This window comes from Streptomyces sp. ISL-12 (assembly GCF_018614415.1).
Taxonomy (GTDB): Bacteria; Actinomycetota; Actinomycetes; order Streptomycetales; family Streptomycetaceae; genus Streptomyces.
Window position 1 is genome coordinate 80513 of the sequence record NZ_JAGGOO010000007.1, and the last position, 16171, is coordinate 96683.

At 72.2% G+C, this 16171-nt stretch carries 14 protein-coding genes and 1 pseudogene; 12 read left to right on the plus strand and 3 right to left on the minus strand.

Translation table 11 applies throughout. The features are described 5' to 3' along the window. The first annotated feature begins 172 nt into the window (after window positions 1-172). The gene (locus J7I94_RS01760; RefSeq protein WP_215164644.1) at window positions 173-1477 is read left to right on the plus strand and encodes an Nramp family divalent metal transporter; all 1305 of its coding nucleotides are present in this window, start codon (window positions 173-175) and stop codon (window positions 1475-1477) included. Between the two features lie 58 nt (window positions 1478-1535). Here the strand turns inward: J7I94_RS01760 and J7I94_RS01765 are convergent, their stop codons facing one another. Further along, window positions 1536-2804 carry a hypothetical protein gene (locus J7I94_RS01765; RefSeq protein WP_215164645.1) on the minus strand — a complete coding sequence of 423 codons (1269 nt, stop codon included), beginning with the start codon at window positions 2802-2804 and terminating at the stop codon, window positions 1536-1538. A 78-nt stretch (window positions 2805-2882) separates the two neighbouring features. After that, window positions 2883-3401, minus strand: a complete 519-nt coding sequence (locus tag J7I94_RS01770; protein WP_215164646.1) for a SigE family RNA polymerase sigma factor — start codon at window positions 3399-3401, stop codon at window positions 2883-2885. Between the two features lie 376 nt (window positions 3402-3777). Here J7I94_RS01770 and J7I94_RS01775 point away from each other — a divergent pair, with 376 nt between their 5' ends. Then, window positions 3778-4680: a hypothetical protein gene (locus J7I94_RS01775; protein ID WP_251074528.1), complete on the plus strand. Its 903-nt coding sequence runs from the start codon at window positions 3778-3780 to the stop codon at window positions 4678-4680. Window positions 4681-4731: 51 nt separating this feature from the next. Here J7I94_RS01775 and J7I94_RS01780 read toward each other — a convergent pair whose 3' ends face one another. After that, window positions 4732-6465: a glycoside hydrolase family 18 protein gene (locus J7I94_RS01780; RefSeq protein WP_308114475.1), complete on the minus strand. Its 1734-nt coding sequence runs from the start codon at window positions 6463-6465 to the stop codon at window positions 4732-4734. 292 nt (window positions 6466-6757) lie between these two features. Between J7I94_RS01780 and J7I94_RS01785 the strand changes: the two are divergent. The 10 genes and pseudogenes from J7I94_RS01785 to J7I94_RS01830 form a co-directional block, all read left to right on the plus strand. Next, a pseudogene (locus tag J7I94_RS01785) lies at window positions 6758-7598 on the plus strand (hypothetical protein); the annotation flags it as partial. A gap of 368 nt (window positions 7599-7966) precedes the next feature. Continuing rightward, window positions 7967-8674 (plus strand): Flp pilus assembly protein CpaB, encoded by a 708-nt coding sequence (gene cpaB / locus J7I94_RS01790; protein ID WP_215164648.1) that lies wholly within the window; start codon window positions 7967-7969, stop codon window positions 8672-8674. A 9-nt stretch (window positions 8675-8683) separates the two neighbouring features. Then, the gene (locus J7I94_RS01795; protein ID WP_215164649.1) at window positions 8684-9940 is read left to right on the plus strand and encodes an AAA family ATPase; all 1257 of its coding nucleotides are present in this window, start codon (window positions 8684-8686) and stop codon (window positions 9938-9940) included. Next, window positions 9937-10323, plus strand: a complete 387-nt coding sequence (locus J7I94_RS01800) for a TadE/TadG family type IV pilus assembly protein (RefSeq protein WP_215164650.1) — start codon at window positions 9937-9939, stop codon at window positions 10321-10323. Before J7I94_RS01795 ends, J7I94_RS01800 begins: the two co-directional genes overlap by 4 nt. Window position 10324: 1 nt before the next feature. Next, entirely contained in the window at window positions 10325-10690 is a 366-nt protein-coding gene (locus tag J7I94_RS01805) for a TadE/TadG family type IV pilus assembly protein (protein WP_251074510.1), read from the plus strand. Between the two features lie 18 nt (window positions 10691-10708). After that, window positions 10709-12046 carry a CpaF family protein gene (locus tag J7I94_RS01810; protein ID WP_215164652.1) on the plus strand — a complete coding sequence of 446 codons (1338 nt, stop codon included), beginning with the start codon at window positions 10709-10711 and terminating at the stop codon, window positions 12044-12046. Window positions 12047-12085: 39 nt separating this feature from the next. Further along, window positions 12086-13030 carry a type II secretion system F family protein gene (locus J7I94_RS01815; protein ID WP_215164653.1) on the plus strand — a complete coding sequence of 315 codons (945 nt, stop codon included), beginning with the start codon at window positions 12086-12088 and terminating at the stop codon, window positions 13028-13030. A 12-nt stretch (window positions 13031-13042) separates the two neighbouring features. Beyond that, window positions 13043-13930 (plus strand): DUF5936 domain-containing protein, encoded by an 888-nt coding sequence (locus J7I94_RS01820; RefSeq protein WP_215164654.1) that lies wholly within the window; start codon window positions 13043-13045, stop codon window positions 13928-13930. An 18-nt stretch (window positions 13931-13948) separates the two neighbouring features. After that, entirely contained in the window at window positions 13949-15382 is a 1434-nt protein-coding gene (locus J7I94_RS01825) for a sensor histidine kinase (protein ID WP_374198346.1), read from the plus strand. Beyond that, window positions 15379-16167: a response regulator transcription factor gene (locus tag J7I94_RS01830; protein WP_215164655.1), complete on the plus strand. Its 789-nt coding sequence runs from the start codon at window positions 15379-15381 to the stop codon at window positions 16165-16167. The genes J7I94_RS01825 and J7I94_RS01830 overlap by 4 nt, the downstream gene beginning before the upstream one ends. Window positions 16168-16171: the final 4 nt, after the last annotated feature.

The following is a 16171-nucleotide window of genomic DNA, read 5'->3' on the forward strand; positions in this document are numbered from 1 at the left end:
CTCCTGAGTTCTCCGGGGCCTCCGGGATCTCCGGAGGCGGGGGAGTGGAGCGGGGGGTGGTCCAGCGACGTGCTGTGCGGATGTGGCGCTCATCCTGGCGGTGTGACATGGTCAGGTCAAGTGCACCCGCGCGCTCTTGCGCCGGGGTGTTCTTTGCGCTTTCTTGATCGGCATGGCGGACGCTACGGGCACCCTCGGCAACACCGGCACTCCTCGCAAGTCAAGCTGGCGCTACATCGGCCCCGGCATCGTCGTCGCCGCGACCGGCGTCGGCGCCGGCGACCTGGTCGCCACCCTCATCGCGGGCGCCAACTTCGGCTACACCCTGCTGTGGGCGGCGGTCATCGGCTGCCTGGTGAAGATCTCCCTGGCGGAGGCGGCGGGCCGCTGGCACCTGTCCACCGGCCGCACCCTCTTCGACGGCTGGGCCAGCCTCGGCCGCTGGACGACCTGGTTCTTCGCCTTCTACGTCGTCGTCTGGGGCTTCGTCTACGGCGCGGCGGCGATGTCCTCCAGCGCGCTCCCCCTCCAGGCCCTCTTCCCGGACGTGATGGACCTGAAGTGGTGGGGCGTGGCCTGCGCGGTGGCCGGCCTGGTCTTCGTCTGGTTCAACAAGTACGCCGTCTTCGAGAAGGTCATGACCGTCCTGGTCGGCGTCATGTTCGTGGTGACCGTCTACCTGGCGGTCCGCGTCACCCCCAACCTGGGCGACGCCTTCGCCGGTCTCCTCCCGGTCCTCCCCGACGAGAAGGACTCGATCCTCAACACCCTCGGCCTGATCGGCGGCGTCGGCGGCACGATCACGCTGGCCGCGTACGGCTACTGGGTCAACGCCAAGGGGTGGACGGACACCGGCTGGATGAAGGTGATGCGGCTGGACAACCGGGTCGCCTACCTCACCACCGGCGTCTTCGTCGTCGCGATGCTCTTCGTCGGCGCGGAGCTGCTGCACAGCGCGAACATCGCCATCGCCAGCGGCGACAAGGGCCTGGTCCAGCTCAGCGACATCCTGGAGGACCGGTACGGCACCGCCACGGCGAAGTTCTTCCTGATCGGCTTCTTCGCCACGTCCTTCACCTCGCTGATCGGCGTCTGGCACGGCGTCAGCCTGATGTTCGCCGACTTCGTGGCCCGGCTGCGGGCCGGGACGGCGGCGGCGACGGGCGAGAAGATCGCCGCCGGCGAACGCGAACGCTCCTGGCCGTTCCGCCTCTACCTCCTCTGGCTGACCTTCCCCCCGATCGTCCTGCTCTTCCAGGGCCAGCCCTTCCGCCTGGTCATCATCTACGGCGTGCTGGGCGCCGCCTTCATGCCCTTCCTCGCCCTGACCCTGGTCTGGCTCCTCAACTCCGACCGCACACCTGCCGAGTGGCGCAACGGCTGGCTGAGCAACGGCATGCTGGGCATCGCGGGCCTGCTCTTCCTGGTCCTGTGCGTGAAGCAGATCTGGGACCAGCCGTGGTCGGAGTTCTTCTGAGCGCGGCCGATCCGGTACGGCCTCCCGGCAGCCCGGCCGGCGCGGGCCCGGTGGTGTCTCAGCGCAGGGCGTCCCACTCCGTGCTGAGCGCGATCTTCCGCAGCTGCTCCAGACCGAGCGCCGGTTCGGCACGGCTCGGCTCGGCGTCCACGGCACTGTTGTTGAAGGCGCTGACCACGACCCGGAAGCCGTCCTCGCCGGCGCGCAGGGTGTCGGCGGTCCACATCACGACCCCGGCGACCCGGTCGTCACCGGACCCCTGCCGGGTGGTGACGCGGGTGCCGTCGGCGAGGGTCTCGGCGGAGCCGTACAGCTGATCGGCGACGTCGTTCATGCCGTGCTGGACGTTGACCTGGACCAGGCTCTCACCCTCGCCGTCGTCGACGACGGCGTAGGCGAACTCGCCCTCGCCGCCCCGCCGGACCACCTCCAGGCCGTCGGGGAGCAGCGCGGCGAGGGTGTCGCCGACGGCCTCGCCGGAGACCGCCGACGGCGTGGCGCCCGGCCCGCCGCCCTCCACGAGCCTCCCGCTCTCCGGCGCTACGTCCGCGACCCGGCGCCACACCTCCGCCGAGACCAGTTCCTTCAGCTCGGCCGCCGACAGCGGAGGTTCCTCACGGCTGACCGGCCGGTCCTTCTGCGCGGGCGAGTTCCACTCGCTCACGCTGATGTGCTGCCCCTCGGCCGTGACCAGGTCGGCGGTCCAGAGCTTGGTGTCGACCCGCCGGTCCGGATACTCGTAACCCTTGAGCACCCTGAGCACGGAACCGTCGGCCGACCGGTCGGTGGTGCAGTCGTCGTACGGGGCGAAGGTCGGGTCCGGGCACTCGGTGAGCTCACCGGCCTGCTCGCCGCCCGGCTCGACCCGGGCGAAGCCCACCCCGAGCGCGGCGGCACCTTTCCCGTCGTCGTACACGACCTGCACGTACGGGCCCTCTTCCGCGTCCGAGCCGCGCACCACTCCCTGACCGACCTCGCCCGGCGGGAGGAGTCCCTCCAGCGTGTCGAACAGCTCCCTGGCGGAGAAGCCGGACGGGGTGGCCGAGGGGGACGGCCGCCCGCTGTCCGGGGAGGCCGCGACGGAGCGCCGGGTGTCCGGCCCGGCCCCCTGCGGCAGCAGCACCGCCCCGCCCACCCCGATCAGCGCGATCCCGGCCGCCCCGCCGAGCACACCGGCCCGGCGCCGCACCCGGGCCCGCCGCCCGCGCGCCTGTCCGCCGGTGACGAGGGCCGTCCGGTCGGTCTGGAAACCGTCGCCGGCGTCGCGCAGCGCGGCGGTGAGCCGGTCCTCGAAGTGATCCGGCGCTTCCCGCTGGTTTTCGGGCATGACGGACACCCTTTCCGCAAGGTGTGAGGTGTGAGGTGAGTGGTGAGTGGTGAGAGGGTCTCTTGGTGGTGGGGCGGGTCAGGGTCTGGCGTACTCCGAGAGGTCCTCGCCGAGCAGCGCGCGCAGTTTGCCGAGCGCCCGGACGCAGCGCGTGCGCACCGCGGCCGAACTGACGTTCAGCGCGTCGGCGGTCTCCTCGACGGAGCGGTCCTCCCAGTAGCGCAGCACGACGACGGCCCGGTCCTTGGCGGGCAGCCGGGACAGCGCGTCGAGCAGGGTGAGCCGCAGCGGCGCGTCACCGTCGGAGGCGCCGGACACGTCGGGGAACGTGTCCGTGGCCCGCTCCCGGCTGCTGCGCCGCCGCTGGTGGGCGAGGAAGGTCCGGGTGAGGACCGTCTGCGCGTACCCGGCCGGATTGCCGACCCGCGCCATCCGCCCCCAGCGGACGTACAGCCTGCCGAGGGTCTCCTGTACGAGGTCCTCGGCGAGGTGGGTGTCACCGGCGGTCAGCAGACACGCGGACCGGTAGAGGTGCCCGGCCCGCGCCGTCGCGAACTCGGCGTACTCGTCCTCCCGGCCCTGCCGCTTCTGCCACATCCGCGCTCCCCCTGTCGTGCCGCCCTCACCTCATTGATGCGGTGGGCGGGGAGGAATGTTTCATACGGACTGCACAGCGGGGGCTCGGCCGATGCCCTTCGCGACGGTGCCCGCGGAGAAACGGCTTCGGTGAGGCCGGGGAACCCGGCGGCGCGACGCGGACGGGGGGCCCGCCGACGGCGAGTGCGCGGGCGTACGGAGCGTGTCGACGGCGTGCGTCCACGCAGGCGGCAGCCCGCGAGCCCTCCTCGTACGCGGTACGGGTGAATGGGCGCATGGTTCAGGTCGGCGCAGGTGGCGGGTCTTCTACGTTCTCCCAGTGGACCCCAGGGCCGAGGAAGGGCCCTGCGGGCGGGGACCGGTGAAAGGCCACCTGATGTCGGGGTTGGGGAGCGCGCTGGCGCGGATGGTGTCCTTCGGGCCGGCCGTCGGCTGCTGCGTGCTGGCGGTCTCGCTGGTGCTCCGTGCGCGGTGGGCGAGCGGACGGGTGCGGACGCGTCTGCTGCTGTTCGGAGGGTCGGCGGCGGCCGGGGGCCTGTACCGGGTGGTGGCCGCCGTGCTGTCGCTCCGCCCTCCGGATCCGGGTCGGGGCGAGCGGTCGCTGGTGGAGTCGGTGGTGGTCGTCGGAGCGACGCTGGCGGTCGGCCTGGGCACGGCCGGTCTGGTGGTCGCGGCCGACGCCGGTACCGGCCGGCCCGTGCTGATGCGGCGGGTGCTCGACGGGTTCGTCGCGGCGGGGGCCCTGTTCATGACGGGATGGGTGCTGCTGAACGGGGCCGGTGACGGCTGGCGGCTCGGGGAGGGGATGGTGGGCCTCCTGTGGGCCGCCGATCTGGTGTTCCTCAGCTTTCTGCTGGCCCTGCGCCGGCTCGTGCGCAGTGACCGGAGAGCTGCCCTGTGGGCCGGGATCGTCGGCCTGTCCCTCATGCTGATCGGGGACACAGCGCAGCTCTGGGCGGTCGGCCCGCACCGCGCCGGGGTGACGGCCTGTCAGCTGATCGACAGCTGCAAGACCGTGGGCCTGCTGGTGATCGCCGTCGGCCCGTGGCTGCCCGGCGGGGCGAGCGTCCTGGGCATGGCCCCGCCGACGCTGCGCTGGGGGATGGAGGGTGCGGCGGCGTTCGTTCCGCTGACGGTCTGCACGGTCACGACCCTGGGACACGTACTGGCTCCCACCGCGCACGACCCGGTGCCGCTGCTGGTCGGCGGGACGGTGCTGCTGGGCCTGTGGGTACGCCAGAAGTTCCTGCCGAGCGGGAACCTGGGGAGGGGCGACTGAGCCCGTGCGGCTGCGGCGGTACGGAGTGACAGCCGCACGGGCCGGCCGGTACTACGGCAGCGCGTCCACGTGCGGGCCCACCGCGCTCGACCAGCTGTTGCCCGCCGTCGCGTCCCAGTTGGTCGACCAGGTCATCGCGCCCCGCAGGTCCGGGTACGCCTTGGACGGCTTGAAGGAACCGCAGTTGGTGAGCTTGGTCAGGCAGTCCAGGGCGTTGTTCACCACGGACGGCGCCACATAGCCGCTGCCCGCCGCCCGGGTCGAGGCCGGGGTGCCGATGCCCACCTGGGACGGGGACAGGCCGCCCTCCAGCTGGACGCAGGCCAGCGCGGTCAGGAAGTCCACCGAACCCTGGCTGTAGACCTTGCCGTCACAGCCCAGCATCGAACCGCTGTTGTAGTACTGCATGTTGACGACCGTGAGGATGTCCTTCACGTTCAGCGCCGTCTGGAAGTAGGAGCCGGACGTCGACTGCATGTCGATGGTCTGCGGCGCCATGGTCAGGATCATCTCCGGGCCCGCCTTCGCCGACAGGGCACGCAGGGCCTGGGTCATGTACGTGGCGTTGAGGCCGTTCTCCAGGTCGATGTCGACGCCGTCGAAGCCGTACGTCTGCATCAGGGAGTGGACGGAGTTCGCGAAGTTCGTCGCGGAGGCCGCGTCCGCGACCGACACCGTGCCCTTCTCGCCGCCGACCGAGATGATCACCTTCTTGCCGGCCGCCTGCTTGGCCTTGATGTCGGCCTTGAACTGGTCGACGGTGTAGCCGTTCAGGCCCGCCGAGTCCAGGTCGAAGGTCACCGCGCCCGGTGTCGTCGTCGCGTCCGCGAAGGCGACGGCGATGATGTCGTACGCGGACGGGACGTCGGAGAGCTTCTGGACCGTCGCCCCGTTGTTGAAGTTCTGCCAGTAGCCGGTCACGGCGTGCTTCGGGAGGTCGGCGCCCCCGCTGTCGCCGGACTCGGTCGTCCGCGCCGTCACCGCCGCCGACTTCACCGACTCGCCGGCCGCGTTGGTGGCCGTGGCCTGGAAGGAGTACGACGTCGCGGCCGACAGGCCGGTCACGGTCGCCGAGGTGCCGGTCACCGCCGTCACCTTCGTACCGTCGCGGTAGACGGAGTAGCCCGTCGCGCCGGACACCGCGTTCCAGGAGAGGGACACCGAGGAGGAGGTCGTGCCGGAGACGCTCAGGCCGGCCGGGGCGGACGGGACGGAGGGCTGTTCGCCGTCGTCACCGCCGCCCCCGTCGGGGCCCTGCACGGAGATGTCGTCGGCGTAGTAGGCGGGCTGGCCGTACCAGCCGTGCGTGTACACCGTCACCGAGGTCGTCGAGGGGCCGGTCCTGAAGGTCGTCGAGAGCTGTTTCCACGTCGTGGAGTCGGGGGTCCAGGTCGACACGTCCGTCGTGCCCGTGCCGGTCACGCCCAGGTAGGCGTACCCGCCCTGCACCCAGGCGCCGAGCGTGTACGTCGAGTCGGGGACCACCGCGACCGTCTGCGTACAGCGCGCGTTGTCCTGGCCGCCCGGCGTCGCCTTCAGCGCGGCGGCGCCCGTGCGGACCGGCGAGGACACGGTCGTACCGCTGCCCGCCGAACAGGTCCAGCCGCTCAGGCCCGACTCGAAGCCCGCGTTGCTCGCGTTGTTGACGTCCGCGGCGGACGCGGCGGACGAGGCGGACGAGGCGGACGCGGGTCCGATCGCCGTCACGGTCAGGGCGAGCGCGGCGGTGGCGGCGCCGGCCCAGCTGCCGATGCGTCTTCCGTGCTGTCTGCGTACGGGGTCCACTGGTGCCTCCGGGGGGAAGTAGGGGGACGGTGGCCACCGTTGGGAGTACAAGGTGGTCCAGACCAATTGGCCTGTCAAGGGGTGGGTGTGGACCGGGGAGGGGAGAATGAGCGCGGACATGCCATTGGGAAATGCTCAAGCTGTCCCGATTTGGCGCAACTTGTGCGTCACAAGTTGTTCCACAGCTACAGAAACGCTGTTCTCCGGTCACAGACGCGTGGATACAGTGCTCGGGAAGTCACGCAGTGAAGTCATCCGGGTGTGCCGGAGTTACACCGGTGGACCGACGGGCATGGGAGACGGGGAGCCGCGCGTGCCAACTGCCATTGCCGTGACCAGTGCCGACCTGGCACTGCCGCCGCAGGACGAGCGGACCATGCCCGCCATAGTCCTCCAGGACGTCGAGCAACGTCCCCTGGAGCAGGTGCTGGCCGAGCTGCAGAGCCTCGTCGACCAGTACGGACATGTCATCGTCGTCTGCTCGGCGGCCGCCCCCGCCGGGGTCGAGCGGCGGCTGCGCACCGTGCGGTCCCTGCTGGAGAGCGACCGGATCGCCCTGTTCCGTCCGGAGCTGCCGCCGCTGGGACTCGCGGTCCTCGTACGGCAGTTGCGGCAGCTGGCCTCCTGCGACCTGAGCCCCGGTGTCCTGGCGTCGGCGGGGCGGCTGCTCACCCACTACATCCACGCCGGCGCCCTGCTCGGCTCGGTCGCCCGGCTCGACCGGGTGCCCGTGGGGCTGAAGGCGCACGCCAAGTCGTGGGTGCCGGGCAGCCAGTTCGCCGTACTGGCGCATCCGGAGCCGCAGCTCGTGCGGATCGGTCCCGAAGCGGCGCTCGGCGGGCCGGACTTCGGCACCTGGATGCTGGTAGCCAAGGGCCAGCTCACCTCGGACTGGGTCACCCAGACCCTCGCCCCCTCCTGGAACGTGCTCGGCATGCGCGAGACGCCGCTCCCCGCCGACTCCCCGGCCTGGTGGGGGACGGGCCGGATGACCGAGTTCTGCGCCTTCCTGCCCGACCTGTCGGTCCTCTACCAGCTGGTGACCTCGGTACGGCAGAGCACCTGCCACTGGTGCGGCATCGACGTCATCGGCGACCGGTGCGTCTTCTGCTCCGCCGGTCCGCCGCCCGACGAGGCCCGGCAGCGCAACGGCCGCAGAGCCCTGCCGGCCGGCACACGGCAGGGGCAGGGACAGGGCGGCCGGCACGGCATCCAGTACGGCGGCCGGAACGGCTTCCAGGACGGCCCTCAGTACGGCGTCCAGAACGGCGTCCAGTACGGCGGCCAGAGCAGCGGTCCGTACGGCGGACCGGGCAGCGGTCCGTACGGGAGACACGGCGGCCGGCACGGGCGGCCGTACGAGATCGGGTCCGGCGGCGCCCCGAACGGGACGTCACGGGGCGCCCTTCCCGCCGGCCCCGGCGGGTGAGCCCGTGATCCGCCCGCGTCCGCAGTTCCCCGTCCCCGCCCGACCGATATCCCCGATGAGGTTGCACGGCACATGAACTCCCGTCAGCGCCGCGGCGTGATCCTGCTCGTCCTGTCGGTCCTGTGCGCCTTCGGCGCCTTCGCCGGCGTCCTGTCCGTCATCAGTGACGTGAAGTCCAAGGTCGGCCCCGAGGTCACCGCGTACCGGCTCAAGGCCGAGATCAAGCCCTACACCCCGCTCAGCCCGGACCAGTTCGAGAAGATCGAGATGCCCGAGCGGTGGCTGTCGGAGAACGCCGTCACCGACCTCTCCGCCGTCCGCGGCAAGATCGCGGTGACGACGCTGAAGGGCGGCTCCCTGCTCCAGAGCGACATGATCGTCGACCAGCCCGCCCTCCAGCCCGGAGAGCAGGAGGTCGCCATCATGATCGACGCGGCGACCGGGGTGGCCGGCAAGATCACCCCCGGTTCCACCGTCAACGTCTACGCCACCTTCGAGGGTGCCCGGGAGGGCGACCCCGACCAGTCGAAGATCATCGTGACCGGCGCCAGGGTCCTCGACGTCGGCAAGCTCACCTCACTCGAACCCGACGAGAGCAGCAGCCGCCGGGACGCCTCCGAGGCCGTCCCCATCACCTTCGCACTGTCCACCCTCGACGCCCAGCGCATCACCTACGCCGAGTCGTTCGCCCAGCGGGTCCGGCTCGCGCTGGTCGCGCCCGGCGGCGACAGCACGGTCCCCGAGCAGGACCGGACGTACGAACTCGCGAAGGACAAGTGAGAGGCCCGCATGCCCACGAGGATCCTCCCGGCGGTCGGTGACGCGGACGCCGTCCGGTCCATCACCACCCTGCTCAGCCAGCTCCCCGACGCCGAGCCGGTCGCCCCCGTCACCGACTCCACCCAGCTCATCGACACCCTCGCCCGGCTCGCCGCCGAGTCGGTCGACGAACTGCCCGAGGTCGTCGTCGTCCACGAGCGGATCGGCCCCGTCCCGGCCCTGGAGCTGATCCGCGAGGTCGCCCTGCGCTTCCCGGCCGTCGGCGTCATCCTCGTCACCTCCGACGCCGGACCGGGACTCTTCCAGGCGGCCATGGACTACGGCGCCCGCGGCCTGATCGCCCTCCCGCTCAACTACGAGGAACTGGCCGCGCGCGTTCACGTCGTCGCCCAGTGGGCGGTGGGCGTACGCCGCCACCTGGGCAGCGGCGGCGACGCGAGCACCGGCGCGGGCGGCACCGTCGTCACCGTCAGCGGCGCCAAGGGCGGCGTGGGCGCCACCGTCACCGCCGTCCAACTGGCCCTGGCCGCACAGGCGTCCGGCCGCTCCACCGCCCTGCTCGACCTCGACCTCCAGACCGGCGACGTCGCCTCCTACCTGGACGTCCAGTTCCGCCGCTCGGTACTGGACCTGGCGGCGATCACCGACATCTCGCCGCGCGTCCTGGCCGACGCCGTCTTCCGCCACGACAGCGGCCTGGCCCTGCTGCTCGCCCCCGGCGAGGGGGAACGCGGCGAGGACGTCACCGACCGGGCCGCCCGCCAGATCGTCGGCGCCCTGCGCTCCCGCTACGACGTGGTCGTCATCGACTGCGGCGCCCAGCTCGGCGGGGCCGGCGCGGCGGCCGTCGAGACCGCCGACACCGCGCTGCTGGTCACCACCCCGGACGTGGTCGCCGTCCGGGGCGCCAAGCGCGCGGTGCGGATGTGGGAGCGGCTCCAGATCCGCAAGGCCGAGGAGACCACCGTGGTCGTCAACCGGCACACCCGCGGTACGGAGATCCAGCCCCCGCTGATCGGCCGGATCACCGGCACCGCCGTCGCCGCCACCACGATCCCCGCCCACTTCAAGGAACTCCAGGCCGCCGTGGACGCCGGCCGCCTGCACGAGCTGGACGCCCGCTCCACCGTACGGCAGTCCCTGTGGGGCCTCGCCGCCGAGATCGGCCTGGTCAAGGCCCCCGGGACCGCCGTGCAGAAGGCCGGCCGGTTCCGCGGCGACCGGGGCGCGGTGAGCCTGCGGCGGCGCAGGGGAGGCGCGGGATGAACCGCTCACGCCGGTACGGGTCCGGGGACCGGGGCCAGGTCACCGTCGAGTTCCTCGGCATGACCCCGGTGATCCTGGTGACGCTGGTGGTGCTGTGGCAGCTCGTGCTGGTGGGGTACACCTACACGCTCGCGGGGAATGCTGCGGACGAGGCGGTACGGGCGGGGACGGCGGCGGCACCGGGGGAGCGGCAGGGGGCCTGCCAGGCGGCCGGCCTCGACAAGCTGCCGGACGCGTGGAGCGGCAGCGCGGGCTGCGAGACCGGGGGTGGGTATGTCACGTCGACCGTCGAACTCCAGGTCCCCGTCCTCTTCCCGGGCGCCTTCGGGCTCCCCTTCACGGTCCGCGGCCACGCGGGCGCGGTCGAGGAGGAGACGGACTGAGATGCCCCGCCGACGTCACCGCCGTACGACCGGCGACCGCGGTCAGGTCGCCATCGAGTACCTGGGGTTCCTGCCCGTCCTGGTCCTGGTCGCGCTGGCCGCCGTACAGCTCGGGCTGGTCGCCTACACCGCCCAGCAGGCCGGTACGGCCGCCAGGGCCGGGGCGCGTGCCGCCTCGCTCGACGAGAGCGCCCAGCAGGGGTGCGCGGCGGCGGTCAGCGGCTGGCTGGCCGACGGGACCGCCTGCCCGGCGTCCTTCGGCGGCGACGAGGTGACGGTCACCGCCACCGTCGACATCCCCTCCGTCGTCCCCGGCTGGGACCTCGGCACCGCCACCCGGACCGCCACCATGCCGCTGGACCACTGAGCAAGGAGCACCGGACGCATGAGCCTGCGCGCGCGCATCCACTCCCCCGAGGAGCACGGCAGCCGGGGCGAGGACGGCCACCTGGTCGCCTCGTACCGCTCCAAGCTCCTGGAGGAGATCGACCTCGCCGAGATGAGTTCGCTGGCCGCCGCCGAGCGCCGGGCCCGGCTGGAACGGGTCCTCGGACACATCATCAGCCGCGAGGGACCGGTCCTGTCGACCGTCGAGCGGTCGCAGCTGATCCGGCGGGTGGTCGACGAGGCCCTCGGCCTCGGCATCCTCGAACCGCTCCTCGAAGACGCCTCCATCACCGAGATCATGGTCAACGGACCGGACGCGATCTTCGTGGAGCGCGGGGGGAGGGTGGAGCAGCTGCCGATCCGGTTCGCCTCGCACGACCAGCTGATGCAGACCATCGAGCGGATCGTCTCCACCGTCAACCGGCGGGTGGACGAGTCGAATCCGATGGTCGACGCCCGGCTGCCCTCCGGGGAGCGCGTCAACGTCATCATCCCGCCGCTCTCCCTGACCGGCGCGATCCTGACCATCCGCCGCTTCCCGCGCTCCTTCACCCTCCAGGAGCTGATCGGCCTCGGCTCGCTCGACGAGCACATGCTGTACCTGCTGGCGGGGCTGGTGCGGGCCCGGTTCAACATCATCGTCTCGGGCGCCACCGGCACCGGCAAGACCACGCTCCTCAACGCCCTCTCCGGGCTGATCCCGGAGCACGAGCGCATCATCACCATCGAGGACTCCGCCGAACTCCAGCTCCAGCAGTCCCACGTCATCCGCCTGGAGTCCCGCCCGCCCAACGTCGAGGGCAAGGGCGTCATCACCATCCGCGACCTGGTCCGCAACTCGCTGCGGATGCGCCCCGACCGGATCGTCGTCGGCGAGGTCCGCGGCGGCGAGTCCCTGGACATGCTCCAGGCCATGTCGACCGGCCACGACGGCTCGCTGGCCACCGTCCACGCCAACAGCGCCGAGGACGCCCTGATGCGGCTCCAGACCCTGGCCTCCATGTCCGACGTGGAGGTCCCCTTCGTCGCCCTGCACGACCAGATCAACAGCGCCGTCGACGTGCTCGTCCAGCTCACCCGCTTCCCCGACGGCGCCCGCCGCATCACCGAGGTCGCCCTGCTGGCCAGCCACGGCGGGGAGCCGTACCGGCTGGCCACGGTCGCCCGCTTCCACGCCCAGCCCATGACGCCCGACGGCCGGGTGCACGGCGTCTACGAGCACTACCCGCTGCCGCGCCGCACCGCCGACCGCCTCCACATGGCCAGCCAGCCCATCCCCCAGGCGTTCGGCGTCGCCCGCTCCACGGAGCAGCTCGCCACCCGAGAGACCCGGTAGACCCGGTAGACCCGGAAGACCCAGTAGGAGACCCGTCCGATGGAACTGTCCGCCCTCGTCCAGCTCACCACCGGCATCACCCTGCTGACGTGCGTCCTGGCCGTCGCCGGTCTGCACTCCTACGCCGCCGGCCGGGCCCAGCGCCAGGCCCTGGTCGACCGGCTCACCGCCACCGGCCAGGTCTCCTACAACGGCCGCCGCCGCCACTTCCCGAACCTGGACCGCCGGCTGCGCCGCACCCGGCTCGGCAAGAACCTCGAACTGCGGCTGTCCGCCACCGGCCTGGACGTCACCCCCGGCGAGTTCTTCGTCTACCTGCTCGCCGTCGTGGCCGGGCTCTGGCTGATCGGACAGGCGGCCCTGGCCCCCTTCTTCGGCCCGATCGCCGGGCTGCTGGGCGTCTGGGCGGCGGTCCAGTTCCTCACCTGGCAGCGCCAGAAACGCATCGAGAAGTTCATCAACCAGCTCCCCGAACTCGCCCGCATCCTCGCCAACGCCACCCACGCCGGACTCGCCCTGCGCACCGCCATCGGCATGGCGGCGGAGGAACTGGAGGCCCCGGCCGGCGAGGAACTCGGCAAGGTCGCCAACCAGCTCGCCGTCGGCGCCTCCATGGACGACGCCCTCGGCGAACTCGCCGAACGCCTCCCCTCCCGCGAACTCGTCGTCCTCGTCACCACCCTCGTCCTGTCCAACAAGGCCGGCGGCCAGGTGGTCAGCGCCCTGCGCAACCTCACCGAGACCCTGGAGGAGCGCAAGGAGACCCGCCGCGAGGTCCGCACCCAGCTCTCCCAGGTGAACATGACCTCGTACGCCGTCCCGGTCCTCGGGGTCGGCTCGCTCTTCCTGATGAACGGGGTGAAGGACGGCGCCCTGGAACGCATGACGGGCTCCCCGGCCGGACAGATCGCGGTACTGGTCGCCTTCTCCCTCTACACCGTCGGCTTCGTCCTCATCCGCCGCCTGTCCCGTATCGACGTCTAGGGAGGTCATGTCATGGGACTGCTGCTCGCCACCGTCATGGGCCTCAGCGTGTGGGGCGTCTTCGCCGGCATCCGCATGTACCGGGCCGACGCCAAGCTCCCCGGCGACCTGGCCCTCGCCCTGGAGATCGGCGCCACCCGCACCGGCGCCGTCGACTCCCTGGTCGACCGCATGGGCATGCGGTACGCCCCCGCCGTGCTGCGGCTGATGGGCCCGGGGCAGGTCGCCAAGTACCGCCGCCGCATCGACCTGGCCGGCAACCCCGGCGGCCTGACCATCGACCGCTACGCCGCCCGCCGCGCGGTCTACGGCGTCCTGGGCGCCGTGGGCTTCCTGGTCTTCCTCCTGCGCGGCCAGTACCTGGTCGCCCTGCTCCTGCTGGCCTTCGGCGCGTTCTGGACCGAGGTCGGCATCTGGTCGGCGATCCGCGTCCGCAAGGACGTCATCGAGCGCACCCTGCCCGACTTCCTGGACGTCCTCGCGGTCGTCGTCTCGGCGGGGCTCGGCTTCCGCCAGGCCCTGGACCGGGTGGCGACCCGCTACGAGGGCCCCTGGGCCGACGAACTGCGCATCACGCTCCGTCAGATGGACCTGGGCATGAGCCGCCGCCAGGCGTTCGCGGAGCTGAGGAGGCGCAACGACTCCGAACAGGTCGCCATGTTCGTCACCGCGCTCCAGCAGGGCGAGGAACTGGGCGCCCCCATCGTCGACACCCTGGTCTCCCTCGCCAAGGACATGCGCCGCACCGACGCGCAGAACGCCCGCCGCAAGGCCGCCCGCGCGGTCCCCAAGGCCACCATGATGATCACCACCTTCATGGTCCCGGCCACGATGATCCTCCTCGGCGCCGGCCTGATCCTCGGCTCCGGCACCGACTTCGGCACCCTCACCGGTGAGTAGGCGGAGCGGATGACGATCATGGGGACCACCTGGCGACGCCCCGGGCCGCCGCGCCGCCGCCCGAGGGCACCCGAGATCACCGGCCCGCCGGTGGGCACCGTGCTGCCGGACCACGTCAGGACGGGCGCCGCGGACGTGCCGGTGACGTCGGCGACACCGCCGCTGCCGGTGCCCGAGAAGGTTGAGGAGGCTCCGCGCACTCCCGGGATCGGCCTCCAGGTGAACGCCCTGCAGGCGATGTGCCGCCAGGTCTTCGGGTTCCGGCTGGCGATGATCGCCGTCGCCGCCCCCGCCGCGCTCCTCAACGCCGGCCCCGGCATGGGCGTCCGGCTGGTCGGCGCGGCCGTGGTCGTCACCTTCATGGGCTCCTACGTCCTCTTCCGCGACTGGGAGCGGTTCGGCCCGCTCCTGCTGCGCCACCCGACCCTGCTGGCCGCGGACACCCTCTTCGGCGCGCTGCTCCTGGTCTCGGCGGGCCCCGACACCACCCTGGCCTACGTCAGCGTCTGCACCCCGCTGCTGGCCGGCCTGGTCTACGGCTGGCGCGGCGCCGCCGTCTTCGCCTCCCTCCAGTCGCTGATCCTGCTGCTGGCCCACGCGACGGCCCCCGACTTCTCCCCGGGCGTCGCGGAGTCGCTCCTGCTGCCCGGCCTCTGCGTAGTCGCCGGAGCCGCCGGTTCCAGTCTGCGCGGGCTCATGCTCCGTTTCGGCTCCGCCACCCGGGCCCTGACGGCCGTACAGGCCCGGCTGGCGGCGACGGAGGCGGTCAGCGCCGAACGCGCCCGTCTCGCCCGCGAACTGCACGACTCCGTCGCCAAGACCCTGCACGGCGTCGCCCTCGCCGCGGACGGCCTGGCCGCCACGGCCGGCGCCGACCGGCTGGACCCCGCCCTGGTACGGCGGCAGGCGGAACTGGTCGCCCGCTCGGCCCGCCGGGCCGCCGCCGAGTCCCGGGAACTCCTCACCGACCTGCGGCGCGAGTCCGACCCCGAGCACGCGACGGACGTCCTGGTCGAACTCGCCGCCCGCACCCGCGCCTTCGGCGCCCGCACCGGTCTGCCGTCCGTCTACCACCCCACCGGCGACCACGCCGTCCCCCCGGTCGCCCCGGCCGTGGCCCGCCAGGTGCTGACGATCGCCGAGGAGGCCCTGGAGAACGCCCACCGCCACGCCACCGCCACCCGCGTCGACGTCCGGGCGGGCGTCCACGACGACCACCTCCGCGTCACCGTCGAGGACGACGGGACGGGCCTCCCCGAGGGCACCTCCCTCGAACAGCTCCGCCGCACCGGCCACTTCGGCCTCGTCGGCATGGTGGAGCGGGCCGCCTCGATCGGCGCCCGCATCCGCATCGGACCGGGCGAACGCGCGCGGGGCACGGAGGTCCGCCTGGACCTGCCGCTGGCGGCCCTGCCCACCGCCCCTCGACCAGCCGAGGAGGAACCCCGATGACATCCCCGCTGCCACCGGTCCCGCCGGTTCCGCCGGATTCGGCCGCGCTGCGGGTCGTCGTCGCGGACGACAACCCGGTCGTCCGCGCCGGCCTCACCGCCCTGCTCTCCGGCCGCCCGGACATCACGGTGGTCGCCGAGGCCGCCGACGGCCGCCAGGCCTGCGAGGCCGCCGACCGGCACCGCCCCGACGTGGTCCTCCTGGACGTCCGCATGCCGGGCGTGGACGGCCTCTCGGCCCTGCCCTACCTCGTGCGCATCGCCCCGGTGATGATGCTGACGTACAGCGGGGAGTCGGAGACGGTACGGGAGGCGCTGCGCCGGGGAGCGGGCGGCTACCTGGTCCACGGCGAGTTCACCGCGGACCAGCTGATCACGGCGGTACGGGACACCGGGGCGGGCCGCACCCACTTCTCGCCGACGGCTGCGGGGGCGGTTCTTGAGCAGCTCAGGAGTGCGAATGCATACGGTGATGCGGTACGACAACCTCCGTATATTGCCAGCGGCAAGGCGAGTTCGCCTGCTTTCGTGGAAAACCTTTCGCGAATGCAACCGGATGTGGGACAGTCGTCGAGTGGCAAGCCGGGGTTCCAGCTGAGCGCCAGGGAGGCGGAGATCATGGACCTCATCGCGTCCGGCATGACCAATCAGCAGATCGCCGCGGCCTGCTTCATCAGCGAGAAGACGGTCAAGAACCACATCAACCGCATCTTCGCCAAGCTGCACAGCAGCAGCCGCGCCGAGGCGACCGCCAAGTGGCTGGGCAACTGGGGTGATCCGCGGTGAGGCG

Bases quoted from the DNA above. Each gene is read 5' to 3' on its own strand.
- J7I94_RS01760 (WP_215164644.1), top strand. From the start codon at position 173: ATGGCGGACGCTACGGGCACCCTCGGCAACACCGGCACTCCTCGCAAG.
- J7I94_RS01765 (WP_215164645.1), bottom strand. From the start codon at position 2,804: ATGCCCGAAAACCAGCGGGAAGCGCCGGATCACTTCGAGGACCGGCTC.
- J7I94_RS01770 (WP_215164646.1), bottom strand. From the start codon at position 3,401: ATGTGGCAGAAGCGGCAGGGCCGGGAGGACGAGTACGCCGAGTTCGCG.
- J7I94_RS01775 (WP_251074528.1), top strand. From the start codon at position 3,778: ATGTCGGGGTTGGGGAGCGCGCTGGCGCGGATGGTGTCCTTCGGGCCG.
- cpaB (WP_215164648.1), top strand. From the start codon at position 7,967: ATGAACTCCCGTCAGCGCCGCGGCGTGATCCTGCTCGTCCTGTCGGTC.
- J7I94_RS01795 (WP_215164649.1), top strand. From the start codon at position 8,684: ATGCCCACGAGGATCCTCCCGGCGGTCGGTGACGCGGACGCCGTCCGG.
- J7I94_RS01800 (WP_215164650.1), top strand. From the start codon at position 9,937: ATGAACCGCTCACGCCGGTACGGGTCCGGGGACCGGGGCCAGGTCACC.
- J7I94_RS01805 (WP_251074510.1), top strand. From the start codon at position 10,325: ATGCCCCGCCGACGTCACCGCCGTACGACCGGCGACCGCGGTCAGGTC.
- J7I94_RS01810 (WP_215164652.1), top strand. From the start codon at position 10,709: ATGAGCCTGCGCGCGCGCATCCACTCCCCCGAGGAGCACGGCAGCCGG.
- J7I94_RS01815 (WP_215164653.1), top strand. From the start codon at position 12,086: ATGGAACTGTCCGCCCTCGTCCAGCTCACCACCGGCATCACCCTGCTG.
- J7I94_RS01820 (WP_215164654.1), top strand. From the start codon at position 13,043: ATGGGACTGCTGCTCGCCACCGTCATGGGCCTCAGCGTGTGGGGCGTC.
- J7I94_RS01825 (WP_374198346.1), top strand. From the start codon at position 13,949: ATGGGGACCACCTGGCGACGCCCCGGGCCGCCGCGCCGCCGCCCGAGG.
- J7I94_RS01830 (WP_215164655.1), top strand. From the start codon at position 15,379: ATGACATCCCCGCTGCCACCGGTCCCGCCGGTTCCGCCGGATTCGGCC.